This window comes from Ochrobactrum sp. EDr1-4 (genome assembly GCF_049199085.1).
Lineage (GTDB): Bacteria > Pseudomonadota > Alphaproteobacteria > Rhizobiales > Rhizobiaceae > Brucella.
The window spans coordinates 897,465-921,933 of sequence record NZ_JBLZOF010000001.1; the positions used below are offsets into that span (position 1 = coordinate 897,465).

Genomic DNA, 24,469 nt, shown 5'->3' on the forward strand with positions numbered 1-24,469 from the left:
ATACTGAAAATAAAAATAATACCACCCAGAGTCTAGCTTCATTGTAATACTTACCGAGCAAGCAAACCTTCATGCGACACAAAAAATCCGCACCCCGGTTAGGATGCGGATGATGTTTTGAGAGAGTAAATCCGCTGTGCAGCAGATTTATGAAGCTTTATCGAGCGCAGTCGATGCATTTTCGGCATCTTCGCGACCAAAAACCTTCCAATAACGCGGACGAAAAGCGATGCGGCTTTTTTCCGACGCAGGATGTTCGGCAGGGATTTCTATTTCGACGCGCTCCCGCGAACCACCGATTTCAAGTTCGACACGGCGCTTGCCGCCTGATCTGCGGCTCGCAACAACCGTGCCCGCGATACAGCCACCGCAACCATCAAGCAGTTCAACCTCATGCGGGCGGAAGAACAACTTTGCTTCACCGTCAGCCGTGTTCTCGACAGTGAGGCCGATATTGCGATCTGCAAGCCAGACTTCGCCATTCTCTATGCGCACAGGCAGCGTGCTCGATTCCCCAATGAAGCCATAGACAAACGGTGAATTGGGATTGTCATAAACTTCATCCGGCGTACCGATCTGCTCGATACGCCCCTGGCTCATCACCACCACGCGGTCAGCGAGCTCCAGTGCTTCGTCCTGATCATGCGTTACGAAAACGGTGGTATGGCCGGTTTTGTCGTGAATTTCGCGCAACCAGCGGCGCAATTCCTTTCGCACCTGCGCATCAAGCGCGCCAAAAGGCTCATCCAGCAGCAAAACTTTTGGCTCAATCGCCATGGCGCGGGCAAGAGCGACGCGCTGACGCTGACCACCGGAGAGCTGGGATGGATAGCGGCTTTCAAGTCCCTTCAACTGTACCAGATCGAGCAATTCGAGCGCACGGCGGCGGATTTCTGCACTTTCAGGGCGTGTGCGACTTGGACGAACCTTGAGGCCAAAGCCGATATTATCAGCGACTGTCATATGGCGAAACAGCGCATAATGCTGAAACACGAAACCGACATTACGCTCCTGCACGCTTTTGTGCGAAGCATCTTCATCACCAAAATAAATGGCACCATCTGTTGGCTTTTCCAGGCCAGCAATCAGGCGCAGCAAGGTTGTCTTGCCGGATCCTGACGGTCCAAGCAAAGCAATCAACTCGGATGAGCGAATATCAAGCGACACATTATGCAATGCCGGAAAGCGAGCAAACTCTTTACGCACACCGGCGACACGAACTTCCATTCCAGATCCTTTCCCCTACCGCCACTGGTCCACAAAACCGGGCGGCTTATTCTCTTATATCTAATCTAAGTGTTAATGCCCGTTACTGCCAGCCAGTTCATCGCCATAGCGCAATTCCAGAAACGCTTTGACCGCCAGTGTCACGAGAGCCAACAGCGCCAGCAGCGATGCCACAGCAAAAGCCGCAACGAAATTATACTCATTATAGAGGATTTCGACATGCAACGGCATGGTGTTGGTCAGGCCGCGAATATGCCCGGACACCACGGAAACCGCACCAAATTCGCCCATCGCACGCGCATTACAAAGCAGCACACCGTAGAGAAGGCCCCATTTGATATTGGGCAGCGTAACATAGCGAAATGTTTGCCAGCCATTTGCACCCAGCGAAATGGCCGCTTCTTCGTCACCGCTTCCCTGCTCCTGCATCAACGGAATCAGTTCACGCGCCACAAAGGGAAATGTCACAAACAAAGTCGCCAGCACAATGCCGGGCACTGCGAACAGAATTTGAATGTTATGGCTTTCAAGCCAAGGGCCGATCAGGCCATGGCTTGCAAAAAGCAGCACGAACACCAGACCGGAAATAACCGGAGAGATCGAAAACGGCAGATCAATCAGCGTGGTTAGAAGCGCCTTGCCCTTGAACTCGAACTTGGCAATTGCCCATGCAGCAGCGACACCAAAAACCAGATTGACCGGAACCGAAATCACCGCCACCAGAAGCGTGAGCTTGATGGCTGCAACGGCATCCGGTTCAACCAATGCTGCCAGATATTCGCCAGTGCCTTTGCGAAAAGCTTCCACAAAAACGGCAACAACCGGGAGGATCAGAAACAGCGCGAGAAATACCAGTGCTATGCCGATCAGGATGATCCGCGTCGGCAGGCTTTCAGTCACAGCGCTGCGCGTGGAAGAACTAGACGCCATAGCCGTACTTCTTTCTCGTCCACGACTGGATCAGATTGATGAACAGCAACATGGCAAATGACAGCGCCAGCATGACAGTGGCAAGCGCAGTTGCACCGGCATAATCATATTCTTCCAACCGGATCACGATCAGAAGCGGCGCAATTTCTGAGACATAAGGCGTATTGCCAGCAATGAAGATGACTGAGCCATATTCCCCAACGCCGCGCGCAAAAGCCAGCGCAAAACCTGTGAGAATGGCGGGCTGAAGGCTTGGTAAAAGCACACGCCAAATGGTCTGAAAACGCGATGCACCAAGAGTTGCAGCAGCTTCTTCAACTTCGCGGCTGATCTCTTCCATGATCGGTTGCACCGTGCGCACCACAAATGGCAGACCGATAAAGATCAGCGCCACGATGATGCCAGCACGCGAAAAAGCAATTCTGATATCAAAAGGGGTCAGCAGGCTGCCAATCCAGCCATTGGGCGCATAGATAGACGCCAGCGCGATACCGGCGACAGCTGTCGGAAGTGCAAAGGGAATATCGACAATTGCATCGATAAACCGGCGTCCCGGAAAACGATAGCGCACCAGAACCCACGCAAGAATAACACCGAAGACCACATTCACCAGTGCTGCGATGAAAGCCGTACCGAAGCTCGTTTCAAGCGCCGCCACTGTGCGCGCATCTGTGACGATCTTCCAGAATCCCGCAAAGCCAACATCAGTGGAACGCAGCACAAGTGCCGCCAGCGGAATAAGAATAAGCAGAGTCAAATAGGCGACACTAAAACCGAGTGTCAGTCCAAAGCCTGGAATGACGCTCGGTTTTCTGAAATGCCACCCTGCTCTGACCGGTGCAGGGTGAGAAGACATTGTTATGTTCCCTTTTATTGGTCGTACTGACTCGTAAGCAAGAGCAGCTTATTTTGCTGGCTTGTAGATCTGATCAAATGTTCCACCATCACCGAAGTGATAAGGCTGAGCCTTGGCCCATCCGCCGAAGATTGGATCATCAATCGTCACAAGCTGCAACTGCGGGAAATCGCGCTTCTGGTCAGCTGGCACCACATCGGGCTTCGATGGGCGATAGAAATGCTTGGATGCCAGACCCTGACCTTCTGGCGAATAAAGATATTCAAGGTAAGCTTCCGCCACTTTCCGGGTTCCATTGTCATCGGCATTCTTGTCGACGAGGGCTACTGGCGGCTCAGCGAGGATCGACTGAGGTGGCACAACAATGTCAAAAGCATCGTCGCCAAACTCAGCGATGGAAAGATAGGCTTCGTTTTCCCACGCCAGCAACACGTCACCCAACTGACGCTGCACAAAGGTTGTGGTGGAACCACGCGCACCCGTATCAAGCACCGGCACATGACGGAACAGTTCGCCGATATATTCCTTTATCTTGGCATCATCGCCACCATATTCTTTGTGCGCCCATGCCCATGCAGCCAGATAGTTCCAGCGGGCACCGCCGGATGTCTTCGGATTTGGCGTGATGACTTCAACGCCATCCTTGACCAGATCACCCCAATCTTTGAGGCCTTTTGGATTGCCCTTGCGCACAAGGAAAACAATCGTCGAGGTGTAAGGCGATGAATTGTCTGGAAGGCGCTTGCGCCAATCCTTATCGATCTTGCCGGAATGCTCGACGATAGCATCAATGTCGCTTTCCAGTGCCAGCGTTACGACGTCAGCCTTTACACCATCAATAACCGAACGCGCCTGCTTGCCTGATCCGCCATGCGATGCGCGAATAGTGACCGTCTCGCCGGTTTCATCTTTCCAGTGCTTGGCAAACGCTGCGTTATAATCCTTGTAAAGCTCTCGTGTCGGATCATAGGACACGTTGAGCAATGTCTGATCAGCGTGACTTGCCTGAATCCCACCGGCAAGTGCTGCGGCCGCAACAAAAGTTGCAAGCGCGAACGAAAATTTCGATATTTTCTTCGACATGTTCAGGTCCACCTCTCCGCGTTTCATTCCTCAAAGAGTATCAGAGGACAGTGATCACAGGATGCCACAAGGTTTCTGTTATTTAAACGCTGTACGAAAATTATAAGCGATCAGAGCTAATTTTAAGGAATAAATTTTCTAACACCCTCTTTTAAAACTGAGAGAGAGGTAAGAATTATCAATGTGAGGATGAGAAGAAACCAGTTCTTTAACTGGCTGAACCTTGAAAAGGTGGGACCCGGATTGGGATTGCGGGGGCAAATTTAGTCCGGGTCCCGGCCGATCTAACGACCAGCACACACACAACGGATTATCATGATTTCGGTTCCATTAGAATATTGAAAATTCTTAAGATTTTTTATGACCAAAAAATTGCCCCTTAATCATAAGAGCATTTGATGCTTTGAAGTGAATAGCTGCCACATTACAATGTGATGAGTTCCAAAACATGCCAATAGAGAGGCCGCCATGCGAAGCAAAACTCAGACTATGGTCATCGCACTCACTGCGGCTTTTCTGGTGACTGGGCCAGCATTAGCCCAATCGATCAGCCGTGATTCAGTCATTCGCACAGATTATATATGCGAACGGGGTGTTGTCGTTCCTGTCACCTATATCCATGCGGGAGAAGAGCCAGCTTTTGCAGTGCTTGATGCCGAAGGAAAAATGGTCGCGCTGCAATGGCACGACGCATTAAAAAAATACGTCGCTATGGATGAGCAGGATAGCTATCGCTGGAATGAGAAAGACGGCAAGGCTGTTTTAACCCATCTTGAAGCTGATGATTCAGCGAAGGAAATTACGATACTTGCAGCCTGCCGCGCGGACGGTAATGAAGAGTAAAATCTAATCAGGGGACGAGGTAATGCTTGTCCCACTGATCCTGCGGAACTTCATCGCCGATTTCATAATCAAATGAGGTGACGCTGATGTGGTCATCAGCAGTCTTGCAGACAAATGCGAGCTTATACCAATGCTCACCGCTGCGAAACGCAGCGCCATCAGCCTTTATACTGTTTTTTCCAGCGCGCGGGTCGGAAAACGCATAGGCCAAAACCTTGTCGACGGAGAACTTGCGGACATCGCGGCTAATCTGTTCCATTGCCTCGACATCACAGCGCTGCTCAAGGCGCGTTGCAGGATCAAGCTTCTCAAGTTGCGCCTTTTCAAGCGCAGTCATGGCCGAGGCTGGTGAATTGAAAGCAACGAGAACAGTCCCAAATGTGACCGCTAAAGCGCGGACAACAAACGATAAGGAAAACAGACGATATAAAAACTTCATTGGATTTTGGAAAACTCGCTGAGAAAGATTTTAAATTAGTGCTTTAATAACACACTCTTTATGCCAGCTTGTCGACCTTCACGGCAATGTTATTGATTGTGATCCCCACAAGAATTGGCTGCACCCAACAAGCTGGTCTGGCTATCAAAATCAGCTACCAAAGAACGTCCGGTTCCGCCCGGCTTTTTTAGCAGCATACAAAATCTTATCAGCTGCTTCGACAGTTTTCCAGAAATCCCCGTGGCTTTCGAGCTTAGCCGCGCCAAAGCTACAAGTAACCTGCTGACCTTCCGACAAACGTGCAAACTGTCGATCATTCACAGTTTCCCGAATTGTCTCGACCAGAACCAGCGCCTCGTCGGAGGGCATATCGTCGAGATAAAGAATAAACTCCTCCCCTCCGATACGGGCTGTCAAATTGCGATCACCGGAATACGACTGAAGAATATCAGAAAACTCCCTCAAAACAGCATCGCCCGCCGCATGGCCATGGAGGTCATTGATGGTTTTGAAGTGATCAATGTCACAAGCGACAATCCACCCGGAGAGATTGCTGCGCTCTGTTTCAACAATGCGCGTTTCCAGCCCGCGTCGGTTCAACAGCCCTGTCAGAGGATCTCTATCGCGCTCGTGTTCCAACTCACTTAACCGATCGGCACCGGCAGCGGCAAATAACACAAGCCCAGCAATAACGCCTGCCACCGCAGTCGAAAACACCGTCCATTGCCAAAACGGTGTAAAAGAAAAATCGATGCCGGTATCGTCGCCGACAATAGTTTGTGCGGTTAACAATGTTCGTGGGAAGAATTGTATCGATACGAGTAACAACATACCGAGAATGAGTTTGTCAGCGACAGAGCCATAAACCAACCCGCGCAAATACCAGACAAACGCCAAAATCATGAATGCGAGGCCAAAATTTACAACGTAAATACGGCCAATCGCATTGGGTTGGGGGTAAAGAAACCAAAGAACGCCACCCATGATCAACACGATGCTGACAATAGAGAACCCAACAGACAGGCTAAGACCTGATCTTCTAAGTATGCCCTGTCCACCCGCCAAAGCACCCAACACATAAATGCCAGTGGTTAGCAGCGTATTATTTTCATCATCCGCCGGTATATCGACAAGTTGGCTAAGCATGGCAAAGCCAATGCAGATAAAACAAACAGCACACCACAAAAGATGGCGACGCAGTTTATCTATGACCCCGACGATAACAAAGGCCAATGAAAACAGGATAAAAACGGCAGGCAGTACATAAAGCATAGATTGATTATCTTATTTCTAATTTTAAGCTGTGTTATCGCCTTCCTTAATTGAAAATACAATTCAGTAAATTAAACCGAAGGCAGAAACACGCGCAGTGATCAAACGCTCTTGATTTAGCGCCTCTGACCGTGCTTGAAACAGCCAAGACAATCGGCAATTCAGTCATAAAGCTTTAAAGCTAATTATGGCGAAAGGAACAAATATGAAGCCCGTTTTTCTGCAACTGCAATGTGCGCCCGGCAAGACCTATGAGGTTGCCGACACACTTTATCAGCGCGAGATCGTTTCAGAGCTTTATTCAACGAGCGGTGAATATGATCTGCTTGCAAAAATCTATGTGAAAGAAGGCGACGACATTGGCAAGTTTATCAACGAGAACGTGCTGAATATTCCGAATATTGTCCGGTCTCTGACCACGTTGACATTCACGGCATTCTAAAAGAGCAATTGACTATCCGATATACAATGATTGCAGCCGTTCTTGAGACGCAACCGAAATAAAGATTTGATTTACCATTATTCTATTATCCTGTTGGCCATGGAACCTCTTCGCGTCCTCGCGCATTGACTCGGCGGCACACCCAAAAAGGGTTTACCAAAGAGTATAACAATAGCGATAATGGAAAGACGATGGATAATCTTGAACATAGACGAATACTTGTTGTGGAGGACGAAGTTTTCGTTGCTCTCGACGTAGCGGCTACTGTGGAAGATGCCCATGGGACTGTTATAGGGCCTGTCGCAACAGTTAAGAAAGCCATTGAACTTATCGAGAAACAAGATGTTGATGCAGCAATTCTCGACGTCAATTTAGCGGATGGCGACCTTGAACCCATTCTCAAGCGATTGAGGAGCCGCAATATTTTCGTCGTAGTGCATACAGGCGGAGGAATGCCTGCACATGTTGCGGCGCGCTATCCAGAGGTTCCGGTATTTCGCAAGCCAGTGCCGCCCTATGTACTTACGCGGACGCTTGCTCACGCGTTTTCCTCTGAAATGGCAGAGCAGCGCTGATGCGGCATGGTTTTCCGGACTTTGCTACCATCTTGAAGGAAGCTGAAACCGAAAGCGAGCGCGCTGAATATGCACGTCCTTCGCATGTTCACCTCGCTTCGGCAGTCTTCACCGCAGGCTTGAATTCGGCTTCAGCTGACACAGAACAAGCCAGAAGAATATTGCCTCAGTTCGACCTAGAAGAATTTGAAAGCGAAGCAGATACGTTCAATCGCGAAATGCGCGAACTTGCAAAGCGTATGGAAAGCCAGTCACCTTCATCTATTCGCGTTGAGCTCGGTTTACACGCTGGCATGAAACGAAGTGAGCTTCAGCGTCTTCGACGTAGTTTTGCAGCCGAGAACCACCCCGACCGCTTGCCACAAGAGTTTCGTCTGGCTGCAGAACAGCGCATGAAAACAGCCAACGCTCTGCTCGACAGCGCCATGACCTCTGCGCCAAACGAGCCTTAAGAAATTTCATTACGTTTAATTGGCAAAATCTTTTGCATTATATCAATAATGTGTTAGATTATCCGTGTCGGTGCCTGCAATTGCTATTGCACGCCTGAACCTTCCGTGGAATGCAAAGTGCCTTAAAAATAGTGCGCCAGTGCAGTCTCTGGGGCAATTTGCGCTTTGCTCTGCGGAAATGATTCTGGCATACCGGCATCAGCGCATCGGCCTGAAATCGATTTCGATTTCAGAAAAGCACGATGCGCCGATTCAAAGAGTTAGAGCGTCCTTAGTGCGTCCAAAAGGACGCACGGCGCTCTAAAGTTAGAACAGTTCCTAAAAGGTTTGAAAATGCCTCCTTATCGTTCGCGTACTACCACTCACGGCCGCAACATGGCTGGCGCGCGCGGCCTATGGCGCGCCACCGGCATGAAAGATGAGGATTTTGGCAAGCCGATTATTGCTGTGGTGAACTCGTTCACGCAGTTCGTTCCCGGCCATGTACATCTCAAAGACCTCGGCCAGCTCGTCGCGCGTGAAATCGAAAAAGCAGGCGGCGTTGCCAAGGAATTTAACACCATTGCAGTCGATGACGGCATCGCCATGGGCCATGACGGCATGCTTTATTCGCTGCCTTCGCGCGAATTAATCGCCGACTCCGTCGAATATATGGTCAATGCCCATTGCGCCGATGCGATGGTCTGCATTTCCAATTGCGACAAGATCACCCCCGGCATGTTGATGGCATCGCTGCGTCTTAATATTCCAGTCGTGTTTGTCTCCGGCGGCCCGATGGAAGCCGGCAAGGTTATCTGGGACGATCAGGTGAAGAAGCTCGATCTCGTCGATGCTATGGTTGCAGCAGCTGATGACAGCTACACCGACGATCAGGTCAAGGCGATTGAACGCTCCGCCTGCCCGACCTGTGGCTCGTGCTCTGGCATGTTCACAGCCAACTCGATGAACTGCCTGACCGAAGCGCTTGGTCTGTCGTTGCCGGGCAACGGCTCGACGCTCGCGACCCACGCTGACCGTAAGCGCCTTTTTGTCGAAGCTGGCCATCTGATTGTTGATCTTGCCCGCCGTTATTATGAGCAGGACGACGCAAGCGTTTTGCCACGCTCGATTGCGAGCTTTGAAGCGTTTGAAAATGCGATGACGCTCGACATTTCAATGGGCGGCTCGACCAACACGGTTCTACACCTCCTTGCCGCCGCACAGGAAGCTGAAATCGACTTCACCATGGCGGATATTGATCGTCTGTCGCGCGGTGTTCCTGTGCTTTGTAAAGTGGCACCTGCCAACAACACGGTTCACATGGAAGATGTGCATCGCGCAGGTGGCATCATGGGCATTCTCGGCCAGCTCGATAAAGCGGGCCTCATCAACACCGATCTGCCGACCGTGCACAGCGAAACCATGGGCAAGGCGCTCGATACTTGGGACGTGACCCGTACCAAGAGCGAAATGGTACATAAGTTCTTCTCAGCTGCTCCCGGTGGTGTACCGACACAGGTTGCTTTTTCTCAGGAACGCCGCTTTGACAGCGTCGATTCTGACCGCGAAAAGGGCGTTATCCGCTCGAAAGAACACGCTTTCAGTCAAGATGGCGGTCTGGCCGTGCTTTACGGCAATTTGGCCGAAGATGGTTGCATCGTGAAAACGGCAGGCGTGGATGATTCCATCCTTAAATTCTCCGGCCCGGCCCGTATCTTTGAAAGCCAGGACTCGTCGGTTCTTGCTATTCTCAACGGCAAGATCAAAGCTGGCGACATCGTGCTGATCCGCTATGAAGGTCCGCGTGGCGGTCCGGGCATGCAGGAAATGCTCTATCCGACCAGCTATTTGAAATCGAAGGGCTTGGGTAAGGCCTGCGCGCTAATCACGGACGGACGTTTTTCGGGCGGCTCATCGGGTCTTTCGATTGGTCACGTTTCGCCGGAAGCAGCCGAAGGCGGCACAATTGGTCTGGTGCGCGAAGGCGATATTATCGACATCGATATTCCAAACCGCACGATCCATCTCGCTGTTGACGATGCAACGCTGGCACAACGCCGCGCAGAGCAGAATGAAACAGGCTGGAAGCCACTGGAACAGCGTAAGCGCAAGGTTTCAACCGCGCTTAAAGCCTACGCCTCCATGGCAACCAGTGCCGCCAAGGGCGCGGTGCGAAAGCTGCCTGATTGATAGTATGAAAAAAGCAAAAGCCCCGCACATGCGGGGCTTTTTCCATTTTATAGAGTTTATTGCTGAAGCGCCTTCTGTACCGCTGGCATCAGATCATTCTTGACGGATTCTGGCGTAAACGGCCCAACATGCTTGTAGACGATCTTTCCATCGGCATCGACGAGGAAGGTCTCAGGCACGCCGTAGACGCCCCATTCTATGGCTGAGCGGCCGGCACGGTCGGCACCGACTGCGGCAAATGGATTGCCAAGATCGCCCAAGAAACGGCGGGCGTTTTCGGGCTGGTCCTTATAATTAAGGCCAACTACCCGGATGCGCTCATCTTTGGCGATCTCCATCAGCAGCGGATGCTCCTGACGGCATGGGACGCACCATGATCCCCACACATTAACCAGTGTGAGCTTGCCTTTGAAATCTTCGCTGTTGAGGCCCGGGACAGGTGCGCCTTCATGCACAAGACCTTCCACCGGCGCGAGATTGGTTTGTGGAGCATCCTTGCCGATCAGGGCAGACGGAATAGTCGTGTTGTCTTTGCCGGATAAGAGCTGCACAGCAAAGATTGCGGCAAGGCCAACGAAAATCATCAACGGCAGCAGCGCAACCCAGGTTGCGCGTTTCTTTGTAGCTTCAGTCATCGTGCGGAACCAGATGCTTTGTCAGAACGGCGGCGCACGCCCTGCGCATCAAGCCGCTTCAGCTCATTTTTCTGAATGCGCTGATCAATTAAAAGCCAGCCAATGGTGACGGCAAGCGCTGCTGCTGCAATCCCGTAAGACGTCATCACATAAGCAAAGTGACTCATTGTGCGGCCTCCTCTTGCGCGTTAGCACGCTCTCTTTTCAGACGGCTGCGATCTGCGTTACGGGCGGCAAGCTTCTTCATCATTGCCACGCGACGACGCCAGATTTCATTGCGCATCGCCATCATATGTAATGTGAGAAACAACAGCGTGAAGCCAATCGCCATAACAAAAAGCGGGCGCAGCATGGAGCCGTCAATCGTCGGGCCGTCCATGCGGAACACCGAAGCGGGCTGATGTAGCGTGTTCCACCAGTCGACCGAGAATTTGATAATCGGGATGTTGATGAAGCCAACCAGTGTAAGCACTGCCACTGGCTTGGCGCTTTTTGCCGGGTCATCCATGGCGCGCGACAGCGCTATAATGCCAAGATACATCAGGAAAAGCACGAAAACGGATGTCAGGCGCGCGTCCCACACCCACCATGTGCCCCACATCGGCTTGCCCCAGAGCGAGCCGGTTGCAAGTGCCAATGCTGTGAAAACAGCACCCAAAGGTGCAGCTGCACGAATGGAGACATCGGCCAGCGGATGACGCCAGACCAATGTGCCAAGCGCCGAGATTGCCATGATCGAATAACACATCATCGAAAGCCATGCGAAAGGCACATGGATATACATGATGCGGACCGTCAACCCCTGCTGATAATCATCCGGTGACAGGAAAACCATATAAAGCCCTGCGGCCAGAAATAACGCAGAGAGGATTGCCAGCCACGGCAAAACCCGGCCCGCAAAGCCAAGAAAGCGCGTGGGGTTTGCCAGATCAAGCCAGCTTGTGGTTTTCACAATGTCATTCGTCATGGGCTATACTTATACCTGACGCGTTATGGCGTTCAATTGACCGTAATCAACTGCGACACTCTGCCGAACATGATCTGATCCGAAAACCGGTTCCCACTTTTCGGGATCATGCTCAATCCGCCGAGCTTTTCAACGATGCCGCAGCAGCCAATGGCCCCAAAATTGCGAAAAACAAAGTCAGGGCGCAGAGAATAAGAAACGGAGCAAAGAATGGTGCCACCATATCGGTCGCGCCATAAGATGCCGAGACGCCGAAAATGAGCACCGGAATGGTGAGCGGCAGCACAATCACCGAAACAAGCAAACCGCCGCGTGGAAGCGCAACCGCAAGGGCAGCGCCCACAGCGCCGATAAAGGTAATCGCTGGCGTTCCAACCAGAAGTGTGAGTGTGGTAGCAGCCGTTGCCGTCGCATCCATATTCATGAACAGCCCCAACAAAGGTGATGCAATCACCAGCGGCAAAACGCTTGCGACCCAGTGCGCAAAACATTTCACAAAGACTGTGAAAGCCAGCATATGCCGGTCTGCGCCGATCAGCAGCAGATCGAGCGAACCATCATCGCGGTCTGCCTGAAACAGCCGGTCGAGGCCAAGCAGTGTCGCCAGCAAAGCGCCGATCCACAACATGGCCGGACCAATCCGCGACAGCAGGTTAAGATCAGGGCCGACGCCGAACGGCATCACGGAAATGACCGCCAGAAAAAACAAGATGCCGATCAGCGCGCCACCACCGGCACGAAAACTCAGGCGTAAATCTCGCAAAAACAGCGCCAGCATCACACGGCCTCGTGCGAATATTGCGCCATATCGAGCGTTTTGACACCTTCGAGGCCGAGCGGAATATGTGTTGCGGCAATCACCATACCGCCGTCGCGCATATGATCGCGCATCAGTTCTGCAAAGCGCTCTTCCGATGCTTTGTCGAGACCCGCAGTCGGCTCATCGACAATCCAGAGCGGGCGATGACTGATCAACAGTTTTGCGATGGAAACGCGGCGCTTCTGCCCGGTTGAAAGATAGCCGAAAGGCAAATGCTCAACACCCGGCAGATCGACGGCTTCCAGCGCCTCATCAAGTTCAAGCGCTGCTGCGCCATTAAACTTTTGCCAGAACAGTAGATTTTCACGCACGCTCAAAGCAGGCTTCATTGCATTCTGGTGACCGAGATAATGACATGCTGCTTGAACAGGCAGGGTAGTCTCGTCTTCAACCAGCGTAATTTTGCCTTCTTCGGGAGCAAGCAATCCGCAGAGGATGCGCAGCAAAGTGGATTTCCCAGAACCATTCGGGCCCGTGACAATCAGCGCTTCGCCAGATGATAATTCAAATGAGAGGCTTGCGAAGATCGTCTCGCCACCGCGTTCGCCCGCCAGATTTTCGGCCCCAAGCCGCATATTCTCTCCTAGGGTCAAGCTGATCAAGCCGACCGGGATAACGTAACATTTTGCCGCAAGGGATGACGTTCACGATAATCTGTCTGGAATCGTTATAAGAAACTCCCTATATCTGAGTTACCATGCCAGCGGTCGGTGTGGAAACAAATTTTGGCCGATCTCAAACACTTGGCGCTTGCAAGAGCACAGGTTTCGGGACGGACAGCGGAAATGACTGCACCCGCACCTTGGCGCGTCCTTGAAACGCAAGCCTAGGCGTTCGTCCTGGTTTTCCGGCCAGTAGCATGAGGACGAACTAACGTGTCAAACATTGATAGTTTCAAAAGCCGCAAAACGCTTACCGTCAACGGTAAGGATTATATCTATTACAGCCTGACCGAAGCCGAAAAGAACGGTTTGACAGGCATTTCCAAGCTTCCATTTTCCATGAAGGTTCTGCTCGAGAACCTGCTGCGCTTTGAAGACGACCGCTCGGTTAAGAAGTCGGACATTGAAGCAGTTGCTGCGTGGCTTACAGACCGCGGTTCTGCCGGTGCAGAAATCGCTTACCGCCCTGCCCGCGTATTGATGCAGGACTTCACCGGCGTTCCAGCCGTTGTCGATCTTGCAGCCATGCGTGACGGCCTCAAGGCACTTGGTGGCGATCCGGAAAAGATCAATCCGCTGGTTCCTGTCGATCTTGTCATTGACCACTCGGTCATCGTGGATGAATTTGGCAATCCAAATGCGTTCAAGGCCAATGTTGATCTCGAATATGAGCGCAATGGCGAGCGTTACCGCTTTCTTAAGTGGGGCCAGCAGGCATTCAAAAACTTCCGCGTTGTTCCTCCGGGCACAGGCATCTGTCATCAGGTAAACCTTGAATATCTGGCGCAAGCCGTTTGGACCAAGGAAGAAGACGGCGTGACCGTCGCCTATCCTGACACATGCGTCGGCACAGACAGCCACACAACCATGGTCAATGGCCTTGGTGTTCTTGGCTGGGGTGTTGGTGGCATTGAAGCGGAAGCTTCGATGTTGGGTCAGCCTGTTTCCATGTTGTTGCCGGAAGTTATCGGCTTCCGCCTGACCGGGAAGGTTAAGGAAGGCGTGACCGCAACCGATCTGGTGCTTACGGTTACACAGATGCTGCGCAAGAAGGGCGTAGTCGGCAAGTTTGTTGAGTTCTTCGGCGAAGGCCTCGAAAACATGACGCTGGCTGATCGCGCCACTATTGCGAATATGGGCCCGGAATATGGCGCGACTTGCGGCTTCTTCCCGATCGACAAAGAAACGCTCAACTACATGAACACGACCGGTCGCGCAGAAGATCGTCTCGCGCTCGTGGAGGCTTATTCCCGCGCACAGGGCATGTGGCGTGAAGCCGGTTCGGAAGACCCTGTCTTCACCGATATTCTTGAGCTGGACATGAGCGAAGTTGTTCCGTCGATGGCTGGTCCAAAGCGTCCTGAAGGCCGTATTGCGCTAGAAAATATTGGCTCAGGCTTCGCGACCTCGCTTGAAACTGAATATAAAAAGACCACCGGCCAGACCACACGTTATCCGGTTGAAGGTGAAGACTATGATCTTGGTCATGGCGATGTGGCCATTGCCGCTATTACCTCCTGCACCAACACCTCTAACCCAAGCGTGCTGATTGCTGCTGGTCTTCTGGCCCGCAATGCCGTTGCCAAAGGTCTTAAAACCAAGCCTTGGGTTAAGACTTCACTTGCTCCCGGCTCTCAGGTTGTTGCCGCTTATCTTGAATCGGCTGGCCTTCAGAAAGACCTCGATGCGCTCGGTTTCAACCTCGTTGGCTTCGGCTGCACGACCTGTATCGGCAACTCCGGTCCATTGCCTGCACCAATCTCCAAGACCATCAACGAGAAGGGCCTGATCGCTGCTGCCGTACTTTCCGGCAACCGTAACTTTGAAGGCCGCGTCTCGCCGGACGTTCAGGCAAACTATCTGGCCTCGCCTCCGCTCGTTGTGGCTCATGCGCTTGCTGGTACGGTCACCATGGATCTGACCAAAGAGCCGCTTGGCGAAGATCAGAATGGCAATCCGGTATTCCTGCGTGACATCTGGCCTTCATCGGCTGAGATTCAGGATTTCATCGCAAAGAACGTAACCCGCAAAGTCTTCTCCGAAAAATATGCGGACGTGTTCAAGGGCGACGAAAACTGGCAGGCTGTGCAGGTGCCAGCGGGTCAGACCTATGCATGGGACGACAATTCGACCTATGTGCAGAACCCGCCTTACTTCGTGGGCATGGGCAAGTCGGCTGGCACGATTGCAGACGTGAAGGGCGCGCGCGTTCTTGGCCTGTTTGGCGACAAGATCACGACCGACCATATTTCGCCTGCCGGTTCCATCAAGGCACAGTCGCCTGCTGGTAAATATCTCATCGATCATGGCGTCGGCATTGCCGACTTCAACCAGTACGGCACGCGCCGTGGCAATCATGAAGTGATGATGCGTGGCACTTTCGCAAATATCCGTATTCGCAACCACATGCTGGGCGAAAATGGTCGCGAGGGTGGTTACACCATTCACTATCCGTCAAAGGAAGAAACTTCGATCTATGATGCTGCCATGCAGTATAAGGCCGAAGGCGTTCCGCTGGTCATCTTTGCGGGTGTGGAGTATGGCAACGGCTCGTCGCGTGACTGGGCTGCAAAGGGCACCAATCTGCTTGGCGTCAAGGCCGTGATTGCGCAGTCGTTCGAGCGTATTCACCGCTCCAACCTCGTTGGCATGGGCATTGTGCCATTTGTGTTTGAGGAAGGTACAAGCTGGCAGACACTGGGTCTGAAGGGCGACGAAATCGTCTCCATTGAAGGCCTTGCCGATGTACGCCCGCGTCAGAAGGTTGAAGCTTCGATCACCTTTGCAGATGGGACAGTGAAGAAGGTTCCACTGATCTGCCGTATCGATACGCTGGACGAACTCGACTACATGAAGAACGGCGGCATTTTGCAGACCGTTCTGCGCGATCTCGCTGCTTAATCAGCGCGTTCATAAAACAAAAAGGCCGCTGGAGGAATCCGGCGGTTTTTTTCATTTTATAGCCCCGAACGAATCATTTCCCTGATTTTCAAAGCCTTCTCAAAGTGATCCAGCTTATGGGTTTTGATCCACCATTCTGCTGCTTCCATAAGCAGGTCTGGGTCTGAGTTTTTATTGGCAAAGAATGCATAAAAGGAAATGCCGACCGTCTCGCCCTTTTTCGCGATTTTCTCATCGCAAATAGCGATGGCCTTTTCTCTTAAACTCGACCTCATATTCACTCAGTCCCTTACTTATATAAGTGCGCGTGGGCCACACTTATCGCAAGCAAGCTCAAACGTGGGATAAAAGAAACACCCATATGACAAAAACTGCGACAAATCTCACTGCAACGTGACTTCCTATTGATCGTCGCAATTCCTACATAATAGATGTCAGCGTCAATTATAGCAGGATGAAACCAAAGTGACCTTCCACTCCCCTTTTAATGGGACATATACATGGCTTTCCGACGAGTGCGCTCCCGGTCTGCGTTGTGTTTGTGCTGCCTTGGGGATGGCGTTCACTGGTTGCCTGTCAATGAGTGGCGCTGCAAAGGCACAGGACAACAGCACACGCACATCGGTGCTTGAGCTTTATACCAGCCAGGGCTGCAAATCCTGCCCGCAGGCTGATAAGAATTTAGCATCCTATGCGGATGATCCAAACGTTCTGGCGCTGTCGTTTCATGTTAATTACTGGGATTATATGGGATGGCGCGATACGCTTGCCTCTCAGGATAATACCGACCGACAGAATGCCTATCGCAATTCATTCAATGCGAAGATGGTTTATACACCGCAGGCTATCGTCAATGGTGCTGCTGAGATGAACGGCAACGACGCTCAGGTCGTGAAAACGCATCTGACAGACAACAAGCTCAATGTGCCGGTTTCAATCACCAAACTGGATGACGGACGTCTTTCGATTGAGATTGCAGCCGGTGAAAAGCCGGAAAAGCCCGTGCATGTTGTGATGTTTTATCTGCGCGATTCGGTGACGATACCAATCGAAAAAGGCGAAAACGCCGGTCAATCCGTGACTTATCGCAATACGGTAACAGACATCAACACAATCGGCATGTGGGACGGCAAAGCGCTTAAGATTGAACTGCCGGCGTCAGAACTCACGCGCAAAGATGTGAGCGGCTGCGCAGTCGTTTTGCAGGAAAGCAACAGCGAAAAGGCTCTCGGCCCTATTCACGGCGCAGCGATCTTTAAGCAGAAAAATCCGCTGGCTCTTTGAGCCCAAAAGGCGACGTTTCAAGCGTATAAAATTACTTTGTCATTTCGGGAAATCTTGCCGCTGTCTCAACAGCTAACCATCAGAGGTTGGTTCGGTTCGGGCAGTCCTTTGGGCGGGGGGCTTGGGGTCGGACATACCCGGACCGAACCGTCTCAGGCAACGAGCTAATATATGCCACAGAATCGGGCCGGAATGGGGATTTGACAAGGCCAAAATGTGGCCAGCGATCACCATTGAGAACAGCTATTCTCTTTTCGTGATCAGCTAATATACAACTAATTGGGAGTAGTTTTGTATAGACCAATCAGAGAGTGAGCGCTAGCCCTCAAACACAACCTTGCAAAGATTTAATAAAAGCATCACCATAGCACTATGAAGCAAGATATTGCCGCTTGCTCATTCCCTTCACGACCAATTCTGCGATGAAAGGAACACAATGGATATTCCAAGCGCTGCGAATGAAGATCAATCATCGCAACCCATTTCCCCTATATCGGCAACGCCAAAAGTAGTCCCTCTTGGCACATCACGTCCGCAACCCCCAACGGTCAGTTTTGACAGGCACGAGCTGGGAAAAATCCTCAATATTTATGGACGCATGGTCGCAACAGGCGCGTGGCGCGATTACGCCATCGATCATCTTGCCGACAGAGCAGTATTTTCCATCTTTCGGCGCGCCAGCGAGGTGCCGTTGTTTCGGGTTGAGAAAAACCCCAAGCTTGCGAACAAGCAAGGTGCGTATTCGGTTATTGCCGCAAGCGGACTGATAATGAAACGCGGGCATGAGCTTGAACGCGTGCTGCGCGTTTTCGATAAAAGCCTTAAGCTCGTAGACAATTAAAACGCGCATCTTATCCGAAAACCGCTTCGCACTTTTCGGGATGCTGCTCTTTTTGACGCGCATCTTATCCGAAAACCGCTTCGCACTTTTCGGGATGCTGCTCTTTTTGACGCGCATCTTATCCGAAAACCGCTTCGCACTTTTCGGGATGCGCTTTATTAAATCAGCGGCATTGGCCCTGGATCAACCGTACAGCCACCATTGAGCGGCAACTGCATCAACACCGTATCAAGCCAACGCCCATGCTTGAAACCCGATCCCTGAATACGCCCACAATGGACGTAGCCAAGGCTCTCATGCAGCTTTACTGAGCCAATATTGTGCTCGCCGTCACCAACCACTGCCAGCAACTGCCGGAAGCCGAGCGCTGTTGCGCGTTTGATGAGTTCGCCAAGCAGAAGCTTACCGACACCCTTCCCCTTCGCATCGGGTGCGATATAGATCGAATCCTCAGCAAGCCAGCGATAGGCCGGGCGGGTGCGGAAATAGCTGATATAGGCATAGCCAAGAACCAGCCCGTTTTCTTCGGCAACCAGAATTGGAAAGCCCTGTTCGACAAAGTTATCGAAGCGCCGTGCCATGTCTTCAAGCGTCGGCGGCTCGAGATCATAGGAACCTGAGCCGTTTAACACGGCTTCGGTATAGATGGTTGTGATAGCTTCAATGTCGGTGGGATGAAAGTCGCGAATATGGGGCATGTGGGCCGGGACTCAGTTTGAAATTACCCGCTGAGCATGACTCCAGGCATCTCTTTTGAAAAGCAAAAAGGGCAGCGTTTCCGCTGCCCTTTCGCAATAACTCTATTCCAACTTGATTAGTCACGGTTGCCCATGAACTGAAGCAGGAACATGAACATGTTGATGAAGTCGAGGTACAGACGCAGCGCGCCCATAACAACCTTGCGGCCCTGCGATTCAGCAGAATCACCTTCGAAGTACATTTCCTTGATCGACTGTGTGTCGTAAGCGGTCAAACCTGCGAAGATCAGAACGCCAATCACCGAGATTGCAAACTGCAGCGCGGTGGAGCCGAGGAAAATGTTAACAACCGAAGCGATGATCAGGCCGAACAGACCCATCATCAGGAACGAGCCCATCGCCGACAGATCACGCTTAGTGGTGTAGCCGTAAAGCGACAGGGCGCCGAACGAGGCAGCGGTTACGAAGAAGGTGCGAACGATGCTCTGTCCGGTATAAACCAGAAAGATCGACGACAGCGAGAGACCAACGAGCGCTGCATAGCCCCAGAAAACGGCGCTAGCCGTGCCAACCGAAAGGCGCTCGATACGGAAGCTCAGGAAGAATACGGCAGCCAACGGCGCGAGCATAACAACCCAGCGCAGTGGCGATGTGTAGAGTGCTGCACCAAGTGCAGTGAGCATTTTGCCGTTTGCCATCTGTGCAACCGCAGCCGACGGATCGGTTGTGACAGCCAGTGACGAAACAGCCAAAGCAGCAAGGCCGGTAACAACCAGACCAATTGCCATCATATTGTAGACGCCGAGCATATAGCTGCGGAGGCCCTGATCGATGTCGGCTCCAACACGAGCGCCACCTACCGGCCTCTGCTGTGCCTGAATATTGCGAAAGTCAGCCATGACTTAAATCCCTTTGCGTTGTCCCGTCCGGTGTCGAGGTCAGGCTCTTTTCGAGCCGCTCCCAGGCGCCGCTGGCGAGACCCCAGCATGCCTGCGTTTTATTATGGGGATTTTGCCGCTCTCACACAAGTACTACTTGAAAAAAATCGTGATGAGTCTGGTTGAAATACGGATCGCATTATCCATGCGATCCAAAGGCTTAAGCGATTTTAAGCTCTCACATTACAAATGCTTCATAAGGTACGAAGCACATTTGCGGGCTTCTGACCCAGCACCCGCCATGTTCCGGCAAGACCAAAACCGACAGTCAGCACCAGAGCTACACCAACCGTCATCAGTGCAACATCCGGTAGAAACTGTGCTTTGAGCTTCATCACTTCCACAACCACATACCAGCCCGCGACACCGCCAGCGACCAGCGCAAACACGGCGGTTGCCAGACCCAACAGCATATATTCAATGATATAAGCGCTAATCAGCGTGCCACGCGTGGCACCCAGTGTTTTCAGCACCACTGCATCGTGAACACGGGCGCGATTGCCCGCAGCCAGAGCGCCGCCGAGCACCAGAACAGACGCCGCAAGCGCAATAGATGCTGCTGCACGAATTGCTGTTGCAAGCTGGCTGATCAGATCGTTCGCCACATCCAGCGCATCTGTCACGCTGACAGTGGTAACCGCTGGCCATGTTTTTGTAACCTGTCGCAAAACATCGGGTGCGAGATTTTTCTGGCCATCAGGAATGGTCAGCGTCGCAAGCCATGTGGCAGGTGCTCCGGCAAATGTATTGGGCGAGAACACCATGACGAAATTCATCGCCAGCGTTTCCCATTGCAACTGCCGGAAGCTTGCGATTTTGGCATTGATATTGCGGCCAAGCACGTTGACCGTAACCATATCGCCAACTTTCAGACCCAGCTCTTTGCCTTCGCGTTCAGCAAAAGACACAAGCGGTTCGCCGGTGTAATTTTCCGGCCACCATTCGCCTTCAGTTAGGGTCGAGTTTTCAGGAACCTTGTCGGCAAAGGTAATGCCGCGGTCGCCGCGCAGCACCCATGCAGCCTCCGGAGGAATGGTCATGTCACGCACATTGGTGCCGTTGAAAGCAACGATGCGTCCCCGCAGCATTGGTCCGGAAGTCAGTTTGCCATCCGGCACAATGCCGGTGACAAGCTTTGTGAAGTCGCCAATGTCGTTGTTCTGGATATCAACAAAGAAGAAGTCCGGGGCCTGCGCCGGAATATTCTCCGTCACCTGACGACGAAGATTGCCGTCGATCAGCGCTATCGCCACCATCAGCGTGAGACCAAGGCCGAGCGAAAGCACAACGGATGGTGTCAGAGCGCCGGGGCGATAAATATTGCCAATTGCAAGACGAAAGGCGGTCGAGCGTGTACGCGGCGCACGGCGCGCCAGCCAGCGGATACCATCCGCCACAAGGCGCAGAATACCAAAGGCTGCGATCGAGGCCACGATGAATATCGCCGCAATCCGCCTGTCATAAGCGACGTAAAGTGCCAACCCTGCCAGTGCAGCAATCAGCAGAACCGCAAGCGACAGGTATAAAAACGGTGGTAATCCGCGTTGCTCAAAGCCCTGTTCGCGAAACAGTGCAGTCGCCGGAATATTGCGCGCGCGACCAAGTGGTATAATCGCAAATGCAAGGGTTGTGATGAGGCCGAACACGGCTGCCAAAGCGAGTGCATCGGGGAAGAAACCACCACCACCCGCAACTGGCAGATAATTGGCAAGCGCCAAAGCAGCTGCAAATGGGATGATAGCCGCAAGAACCAGTCCGATCGCAATGCCCATCAAACCGATGACCATGATCTGGACCAGATAGACCAGCACGGCAAACCGCGCAGGCGCGCCCAGTGATTTGAAGGTAGCAATCACACCGCGCTTGCCATCAAGATAAGCGCGCACGGCATTGGCCACACCAACACCGCCGACGATCAACGCGGTCAGGCCAACCAGCGTGAGAAACTGCGAAAAACGTTCAATATTGGCGGTTAGTGCTGGCGCGGCATTGTTGCGCGAACGGATATTCCAACCCGCGTCGGAGAAGTCGGCAGTTGCGCGTTCGCGCAATTGCGCGATTGCAGTATCAGGCGCGCCATCAGGCAATGCGACCTTATAAATATGATCGACAAGGCTTCCGGGTTGGATCAGGCCAGATGCGCGAAGACCATCTATTGAGACAAGAAATCGCGGTGCAAAATTAAAGCCAGACGACAGGAGGTCAGGTTCGCTTTCGATCAGCGCGCGCAGTTCAAAAGTCTCGGAACCGAGCAGAACTTTCGTACCGAGCTTCACACCCATCCGGTTGAGGAAATCCTGACTGACAGCAGCACCGTAAGCGCCGTCCTGCTGTTTCGTCATGTCCTCGAACGAAAACTCTGGTGCGACTTTCAATTCGCCATAAAGCGGATAGACAGCATCGACCGCCTTCACTTCGACCAGCGACTGATCAGAGCCATCCGGCAGACGCGCCATCGAGCGCATTGTCGCACTTTCAGCGACCTTGCCTTGGCTGTCTATGAAAGCGCGCTCTTCTACGCTTGCTTCGCGCTGGTTAAGCGCAAAGCTGACATCGCCACCTAGAATGCTCTGCCCTTCTGCGGCAATGCCAGTGCTGACCGAACGGGCAACCGAATTAACGCCGCCAATGGCTGCGACACCCAAAGCGATACAGGCCAGAAAAATATAGAAGCCGGAAAGCCCGCCGCGCATTTCGCGCAGCGCAAAGCGAAGAGCAAGAGAGAAAGAAGCGAGCCTGCTCATGCGCTAGCCGCCGCTGTTTCAAGCGCTGGCTCTTTTCGGGCTGGTTCTTCAATGCGGCCTGAACGAACCGGAATTTCCTGATCACAACGCGCTGCAAGCGATGGATCATGCGTGACAAGCACCATGGTCAGGCCGTTTTCACGCTGTTTGGAAAACAAAAGATCAGCGATTTGTCGACCTGTCGCCGTATCAAGATTGCCTGTCGGCTCATCAGCAATCAGGATTTTCGGGCTTGGCGCAAGCGCACGGGCAATTGCCACACGCTGCTGCTCGCCACCGGAAAGTTCTGAGGGATAATGCGTGAGCCGCTCGCCAAGGCCGACTGCACGCAATTCGCGTTCGGCAACTTCAAACGCATCTCTGCGGCCTGCAAGCTCAAGCGGCACGGCAACATTTTCCAGTGCCGTCATGTTCGGAATGAGATGAAATGACTGGAAGACGATCCCGATATTCGCGCCACGAAATGCGGCAGCCTGATCCTCGGTCATTTGGCTGATGGTTTCGCCTGCGATTTTCACCGTGCCCTGATCGATATGTTCAAGACCAGCCAGCACCATCAACAGTGTGGACTTGCCCGAGCCTGATGGACCGACAATACCCACAGAGCGCCCCTGCGCAATGGAAAGCGAGACGCCTTTAAGCACATGCACGGATGATGCCGCATGTCCCAGAGTCAGATGAACATTATCAAGTTGAATGATCGGCTCTAGCTCGATGATCGGAGCATGATTTAGCGAAGTCACCTGTTCCGTCACGCGTTTTTCTTCCTATATGAATATTAAGAGCCGAAGCGCGTCACAAAAATGATCTTGTTTTGCGCAAGAAGGAATCATGTAGGTGGATCCACCACCAATTAGCTAGATATGGGTTGCTAACGATGCGTTTCAAACACTCGATCACGGTTTGGTTATCGATTTTTGTCGTAGCTGCGTCTTTTATTGCTACCGCTGCGCGTGCGCAGGAAGACCCTACGGGGCTTGAGGACGCATTGCCAACCGAGCAACTGGCACCCGTCAAAATTGTTGGCTTCGGCGATAGTCTGATGGCGGGCTATCTTCTGCCTTCAAATGCCGCCTTCCCGCAGCAACTCGAAAAAGCGCTTGATGATAAGGGTTATGAAGTCAGCATCGAGAATGCTGGCGTGTCGGGCGACACCACCACGGGTGGTCTTGCGCGCATCGACTGGTCTATACCCGATGGCACGGATCTGGTGATCCTAGAACTCGGAGCAAATGATGCGCTACGTGGGATTGCGCCTGATATTACTGAGAAGAACCTTGATGAAATGCTCTCGCGGCTGAAAACACGCGGCATCTCGGTTATTCTCGCAGGTATGATGGCGCCGCCTAACATGGGCAAAGACTATGCCGACAAGTTCAATCCAATTTTTCCGAAGCTAGCGCAAAAATATGGCGTGCCGCTGTATCCATTTTTCCTTGATGGCGTTGCTGCACAAAAGCAGTTGCAACTTGAAGACGGCATGCACCCGAATGAAAAGGGCGTGGAAACGATGGTGAGCAATTTTATGCCAACAATCGAGAAAGCGTTGAAAGCTGAACAAAAGACGGGGACATCAGGCGGCTGACACAAACCGCAGGCATAAACAGCTTGCCCAAGAAGGCGAAGAATGATTCGCTAAGAAATACATCGATTAGGAAAAAGAGATTCGTTTTTCCGATAGTCGATGCACA

At 52.3% G+C, this 24,469-nt stretch carries 25 protein-coding genes; 9 read left to right on the top strand and 16 right to left on the bottom strand.

Annotation, left to right across the window (positions count from 1 at the left end; translation table 11 throughout):
- Nucleotides 1-147: 147 nt before the first annotated feature.
- The 4 genes from ACOZHT_RS04435 to ACOZHT_RS04450 all read right to left on the bottom strand — a co-directional run bounded on the left by ACOZHT_RS04435 (nt 148) and on the right by ACOZHT_RS04450 (nt 4,096).
- Complete coding sequence (locus tag ACOZHT_RS04435; RefSeq protein WP_339509291.1) at nt 148-1,227, bottom strand: sulfate/molybdate ABC transporter ATP-binding protein; 1,080 nt, start codon at nt 1,225-1,227, stop codon at nt 148-150.
- Nucleotides 1,228-1,299: 72 nt separating this feature from the next.
- Nucleotides 1,300-2,157 carry a sulfate ABC transporter permease subunit CysW gene (cysW, locus tag ACOZHT_RS04440; RefSeq protein WP_339509290.1) on the bottom strand — a complete coding sequence of 286 codons (858 nt, stop codon included), beginning with the start codon at nt 2,155-2,157 and terminating at the stop codon, nt 1,300-1,302.
- The gene (gene cysT / locus ACOZHT_RS04445) at nt 2,147-3,013 is read right to left on the bottom strand and encodes a sulfate ABC transporter permease subunit CysT (protein WP_339509289.1); all 867 of its coding nucleotides are present in this window, start codon (nt 3,011-3,013) and stop codon (nt 2,147-2,149) included. Before cysT ends, cysW begins: the two co-directional genes overlap by 11 nt.
- Before the next feature lie 48 nt (nt 3,014-3,061).
- Nucleotides 3,062-4,096: a sulfate ABC transporter substrate-binding protein gene (locus ACOZHT_RS04450; RefSeq protein ID WP_339509288.1), complete on the bottom strand. Its 1,035-nt coding sequence runs from the start codon at nt 4,094-4,096 to the stop codon at nt 3,062-3,064.
- A gap of 468 nt (nt 4,097-4,564) precedes the next feature.
- Here ACOZHT_RS04450 and ACOZHT_RS04455 point away from each other — a divergent pair, with 468 nt between their 5' ends.
- The gene (locus ACOZHT_RS04455; RefSeq protein WP_339509287.1) at nt 4,565-4,939 is read left to right on the top strand and encodes a lysozyme inhibitor; all 375 of its coding nucleotides are present in this window, start codon (nt 4,565-4,567) and stop codon (nt 4,937-4,939) included.
- Between the two features lie 7 nt (nt 4,940-4,946).
- Here the strand turns inward: ACOZHT_RS04455 and ACOZHT_RS04460 are convergent, their stop codons facing one another.
- Together ACOZHT_RS04460 and ACOZHT_RS04465 are read right to left on the bottom strand one after the other, a co-directional pair.
- Nucleotides 4,947-5,378: a DUF930 domain-containing protein gene (locus tag ACOZHT_RS04460; RefSeq protein WP_421565348.1), complete on the bottom strand. Its 432-nt coding sequence runs from the start codon at nt 5,376-5,378 to the stop codon at nt 4,947-4,949.
- A 150-nt stretch (nt 5,379-5,528) separates the two neighbouring features.
- Nucleotides 5,529-6,650: a GGDEF domain-containing protein gene (locus tag ACOZHT_RS04465; protein WP_339509286.1), complete on the bottom strand. Its 1,122-nt coding sequence runs from the start codon at nt 6,648-6,650 to the stop codon at nt 5,529-5,531.
- A 205-nt stretch (nt 6,651-6,855) separates the two neighbouring features.
- On the opposite strand from ACOZHT_RS04465, the gene ACOZHT_RS04470 reads away from it, so the two are divergent.
- The 4 genes from ACOZHT_RS04470 (at nt 6,856) to ilvD (ending at nt 10,288) form a co-directional block, all read left to right on the top strand.
- On the top strand, nt 6,856-7,092 hold the full coding sequence (locus tag ACOZHT_RS04470) for an Lrp/AsnC ligand binding domain-containing protein (RefSeq protein WP_140904866.1): 237 nt from the start codon (nt 6,856-6,858) through the stop codon (nt 7,090-7,092).
- A gap of 191 nt (nt 7,093-7,283) precedes the next feature.
- Nucleotides 7,284-7,667 carry a response regulator gene (locus ACOZHT_RS04475; RefSeq protein WP_421565349.1) on the top strand — a complete coding sequence of 128 codons (384 nt, stop codon included), beginning with the start codon at nt 7,284-7,286 and terminating at the stop codon, nt 7,665-7,667.
- Nucleotides 7,667-8,119 carry a hypothetical protein gene (locus ACOZHT_RS04480; protein WP_339509284.1) on the top strand — a complete coding sequence of 151 codons (453 nt, stop codon included), beginning with the start codon at nt 7,667-7,669 and terminating at the stop codon, nt 8,117-8,119. The genes ACOZHT_RS04475 and ACOZHT_RS04480 overlap by 1 nt, the downstream gene beginning before the upstream one ends.
- Nucleotides 8,120-8,452: 333 nt before the next feature.
- The gene (gene ilvD, locus ACOZHT_RS04485) at nt 8,453-10,288 is read left to right on the top strand and encodes a dihydroxy-acid dehydratase (protein ID WP_339509283.1); all 1,836 of its coding nucleotides are present in this window, start codon (nt 8,453-8,455) and stop codon (nt 10,286-10,288) included.
- Between the two features lie 56 nt (nt 10,289-10,344).
- Here ilvD and ACOZHT_RS04490 read toward each other — a convergent pair whose 3' ends face one another.
- The 5 genes from ACOZHT_RS04490 to ccmA all read right to left on the bottom strand — a co-directional run bounded on the left by ACOZHT_RS04490 (nt 10,345) and on the right by ccmA (nt 13,285).
- On the bottom strand, nt 10,345-10,923 hold the full coding sequence (locus ACOZHT_RS04490) for a DsbE family thiol:disulfide interchange protein (protein ID WP_339509282.1): 579 nt from the start codon (nt 10,921-10,923) through the stop codon (nt 10,345-10,347).
- Nucleotides 10,920-11,090: a heme exporter protein CcmD gene (gene ccmD / locus ACOZHT_RS04495; RefSeq protein ID WP_339509281.1), complete on the bottom strand. Its 171-nt coding sequence runs from the start codon at nt 11,088-11,090 to the stop codon at nt 10,920-10,922. Before ccmD ends, ACOZHT_RS04490 begins: the two co-directional genes overlap by 4 nt.
- Complete coding sequence (locus ACOZHT_RS04500) at nt 11,087-11,890, bottom strand: heme ABC transporter permease (RefSeq protein ID WP_339509280.1); 804 nt, start codon at nt 11,888-11,890, stop codon at nt 11,087-11,089. The genes ccmD and ACOZHT_RS04500 overlap by 4 nt, the downstream gene beginning before the upstream one ends.
- Before the next feature lie 112 nt (nt 11,891-12,002).
- On the bottom strand, nt 12,003-12,668 hold the full coding sequence (gene ccmB, locus ACOZHT_RS04505) for a heme exporter protein CcmB (RefSeq protein WP_339509279.1): 666 nt from the start codon (nt 12,666-12,668) through the stop codon (nt 12,003-12,005).
- Entirely contained in the window at nt 12,668-13,285 is a 618-nt protein-coding gene (ccmA, locus tag ACOZHT_RS04510) for a heme ABC exporter ATP-binding protein CcmA (RefSeq protein ID WP_339509278.1), read from the bottom strand. The genes ccmB and ccmA overlap by 1 nt, the downstream gene beginning before the upstream one ends.
- Before the next feature lie 300 nt (nt 13,286-13,585).
- Here ccmA and acnA point away from each other — a divergent pair, with 300 nt between their 5' ends.
- The gene (acnA, locus tag ACOZHT_RS04515) at nt 13,586-16,273 is read left to right on the top strand and encodes an aconitate hydratase AcnA (RefSeq protein WP_339509277.1); all 2,688 of its coding nucleotides are present in this window, start codon (nt 13,586-13,588) and stop codon (nt 16,271-16,273) included.
- Between the two features lie 56 nt (nt 16,274-16,329).
- Here the strand turns inward: acnA and ACOZHT_RS04520 are convergent, their stop codons facing one another.
- Nucleotides 16,330-16,548 (bottom strand): DUF6500 family protein, encoded by a 219-nt coding sequence (locus ACOZHT_RS04520; RefSeq protein WP_339509276.1) that lies wholly within the window; start codon nt 16,546-16,548, stop codon nt 16,330-16,332.
- 274 nt (nt 16,549-16,822) lie between these two features.
- Here ACOZHT_RS04520 and ACOZHT_RS04525 point away from each other — a divergent pair, with 274 nt between their 5' ends.
- Nucleotides 16,823-17,557: a thioredoxin family protein gene (locus tag ACOZHT_RS04525; protein ID WP_339509519.1), complete on the top strand. Its 735-nt coding sequence runs from the start codon at nt 16,823-16,825 to the stop codon at nt 17,555-17,557.
- Between the two features lie 436 nt (nt 17,558-17,993).
- Nucleotides 17,994-18,398 (top strand): DUF2794 domain-containing protein, encoded by a 405-nt coding sequence (locus ACOZHT_RS04530; protein WP_339509275.1) that lies wholly within the window; start codon nt 17,994-17,996, stop codon nt 18,396-18,398.
- A 158-nt stretch (nt 18,399-18,556) separates the two neighbouring features.
- On the opposite strand, the gene ACOZHT_RS04535 is transcribed toward ACOZHT_RS04530, so the two are convergent.
- The 4 genes from ACOZHT_RS04535 to ACOZHT_RS04550 all read right to left on the bottom strand — a co-directional run bounded on the left by ACOZHT_RS04535 (nt 18,557) and on the right by ACOZHT_RS04550 (nt 23,497).
- Nucleotides 18,557-19,096: an N-acetyltransferase family protein gene (locus ACOZHT_RS04535; RefSeq protein WP_339509274.1), complete on the bottom strand. Its 540-nt coding sequence runs from the start codon at nt 19,094-19,096 to the stop codon at nt 18,557-18,559.
- A gap of 116 nt (nt 19,097-19,212) precedes the next feature.
- Nucleotides 19,213-19,995 carry a Bax inhibitor-1/YccA family protein gene (locus ACOZHT_RS04540; protein WP_339509273.1) on the bottom strand — a complete coding sequence of 261 codons (783 nt, stop codon included), beginning with the start codon at nt 19,993-19,995 and terminating at the stop codon, nt 19,213-19,215.
- A gap of 233 nt (nt 19,996-20,228) precedes the next feature.
- Nucleotides 20,229-22,778, bottom strand: coding sequence for an ABC transporter permease (locus ACOZHT_RS04545; protein ID WP_339509272.1), 2,550 nt, complete (start codon nt 22,776-22,778; stop codon nt 20,229-20,231).
- Complete coding sequence (locus tag ACOZHT_RS04550) at nt 22,775-23,497, bottom strand: ABC transporter ATP-binding protein (protein WP_339509518.1); 723 nt, start codon at nt 23,495-23,497, stop codon at nt 22,775-22,777. The genes ACOZHT_RS04545 and ACOZHT_RS04550 overlap by 4 nt, the downstream gene beginning before the upstream one ends.
- 158 nt (nt 23,498-23,655) lie before the next feature.
- Here ACOZHT_RS04550 and ACOZHT_RS04555 point away from each other — a divergent pair, with 158 nt between their 5' ends.
- A complete protein-coding gene (locus ACOZHT_RS04555) occupies nt 23,656-24,363 on the top strand; it encodes an arylesterase (protein WP_339509271.1) in 708 nt (235 codons plus the stop codon).
- Nucleotides 24,364-24,469 lie beyond the last annotated feature (106 nt).

What these genes read in the sequence shown, in the direction of transcription:
- ACOZHT_RS04435 (WP_339509291.1), bottom strand. Translation starts at nt 1,227, where the DNA reads ATGGAAGTTCGTGTCGCCGGTGTGCGTAAAGAGTTTGCTCGCTTTCCG.
- cysW (WP_339509290.1), bottom strand. Translation starts at nt 2,157, where the DNA reads ATGGCGTCTAGTTCTTCCACGCGCAGCGCTGTGACTGAAAGCCTGCCG.
- cysT (WP_339509289.1), bottom strand. Translation starts at nt 3,013, where the DNA reads ATGTCTTCTCACCCTGCACCGGTCAGAGCAGGGTGGCATTTCAGAAAA.
- ACOZHT_RS04450 (WP_339509288.1), bottom strand. Translation starts at nt 4,096, where the DNA reads ATGTCGAAGAAAATATCGAAATTTTCGTTCGCGCTTGCAACTTTTGTT.
- ACOZHT_RS04455 (WP_339509287.1), top strand. Translation starts at nt 4,565, where the DNA reads ATGCGAAGCAAAACTCAGACTATGGTCATCGCACTCACTGCGGCTTTT.
- ACOZHT_RS04460 (WP_421565348.1), bottom strand. Translation starts at nt 5,378, where the DNA reads ATGAAGTTTTTATATCGTCTGTTTTCCTTATCGTTTGTTGTCCGCGCT.
- ACOZHT_RS04465 (WP_339509286.1), bottom strand. Translation starts at nt 6,650, where the DNA reads ATGCTTTATGTACTGCCTGCCGTTTTTATCCTGTTTTCATTGGCCTTT.
- ACOZHT_RS04470 (WP_140904866.1), top strand. Translation starts at nt 6,856, where the DNA reads ATGAAGCCCGTTTTTCTGCAACTGCAATGTGCGCCCGGCAAGACCTAT.
- ACOZHT_RS04475 (WP_421565349.1), top strand. Translation starts at nt 7,284, where the DNA reads ATGGATAATCTTGAACATAGACGAATACTTGTTGTGGAGGACGAAGTT.
- ACOZHT_RS04480 (WP_339509284.1), top strand. Translation starts at nt 7,667, where the DNA reads ATGCGGCATGGTTTTCCGGACTTTGCTACCATCTTGAAGGAAGCTGAA.
- ilvD (WP_339509283.1), top strand. Translation starts at nt 8,453, where the DNA reads ATGCCTCCTTATCGTTCGCGTACTACCACTCACGGCCGCAACATGGCT.
- ACOZHT_RS04490 (WP_339509282.1), bottom strand. Translation starts at nt 10,923, where the DNA reads ATGACTGAAGCTACAAAGAAACGCGCAACCTGGGTTGCGCTGCTGCCG.
- ccmD (WP_339509281.1), bottom strand. Translation starts at nt 11,090, where the DNA reads ATGAGTCACTTTGCTTATGTGATGACGTCTTACGGGATTGCAGCAGCA.
- ACOZHT_RS04500 (WP_339509280.1), bottom strand. Translation starts at nt 11,890, where the DNA reads ATGACGAATGACATTGTGAAAACCACAAGCTGGCTTGATCTGGCAAAC.
- ccmB (WP_339509279.1), bottom strand. Translation starts at nt 12,668, where the DNA reads ATGCTGGCGCTGTTTTTGCGAGATTTACGCCTGAGTTTTCGTGCCGGT.
- ccmA (WP_339509278.1), bottom strand. Translation starts at nt 13,285, where the DNA reads ATGCGGCTTGGGGCCGAAAATCTGGCGGGCGAACGCGGTGGCGAGACG.
- ACOZHT_RS04520 (WP_339509276.1), bottom strand. Translation starts at nt 16,548, where the DNA reads ATGAGGTCGAGTTTAAGAGAAAAGGCCATCGCTATTTGCGATGAGAAA.
- ACOZHT_RS04530 (WP_339509275.1), top strand. Translation starts at nt 17,994, where the DNA reads ATGGATATTCCAAGCGCTGCGAATGAAGATCAATCATCGCAACCCATT.
- ACOZHT_RS04535 (WP_339509274.1), bottom strand. Translation starts at nt 19,096, where the DNA reads ATGCCCCATATTCGCGACTTTCATCCCACCGACATTGAAGCTATCACA.
- ACOZHT_RS04540 (WP_339509273.1), bottom strand. Translation starts at nt 19,995, where the DNA reads ATGGCTGACTTTCGCAATATTCAGGCACAGCAGAGGCCGGTAGGTGGC.
- ACOZHT_RS04545 (WP_339509272.1), bottom strand. Translation starts at nt 22,778, where the DNA reads ATGAGCAGGCTCGCTTCTTTCTCTCTTGCTCTTCGCTTTGCGCTGCGC.
- ACOZHT_RS04555 (WP_339509271.1), top strand. Translation starts at nt 23,656, where the DNA reads ATGCGTTTCAAACACTCGATCACGGTTTGGTTATCGATTTTTGTCGTA.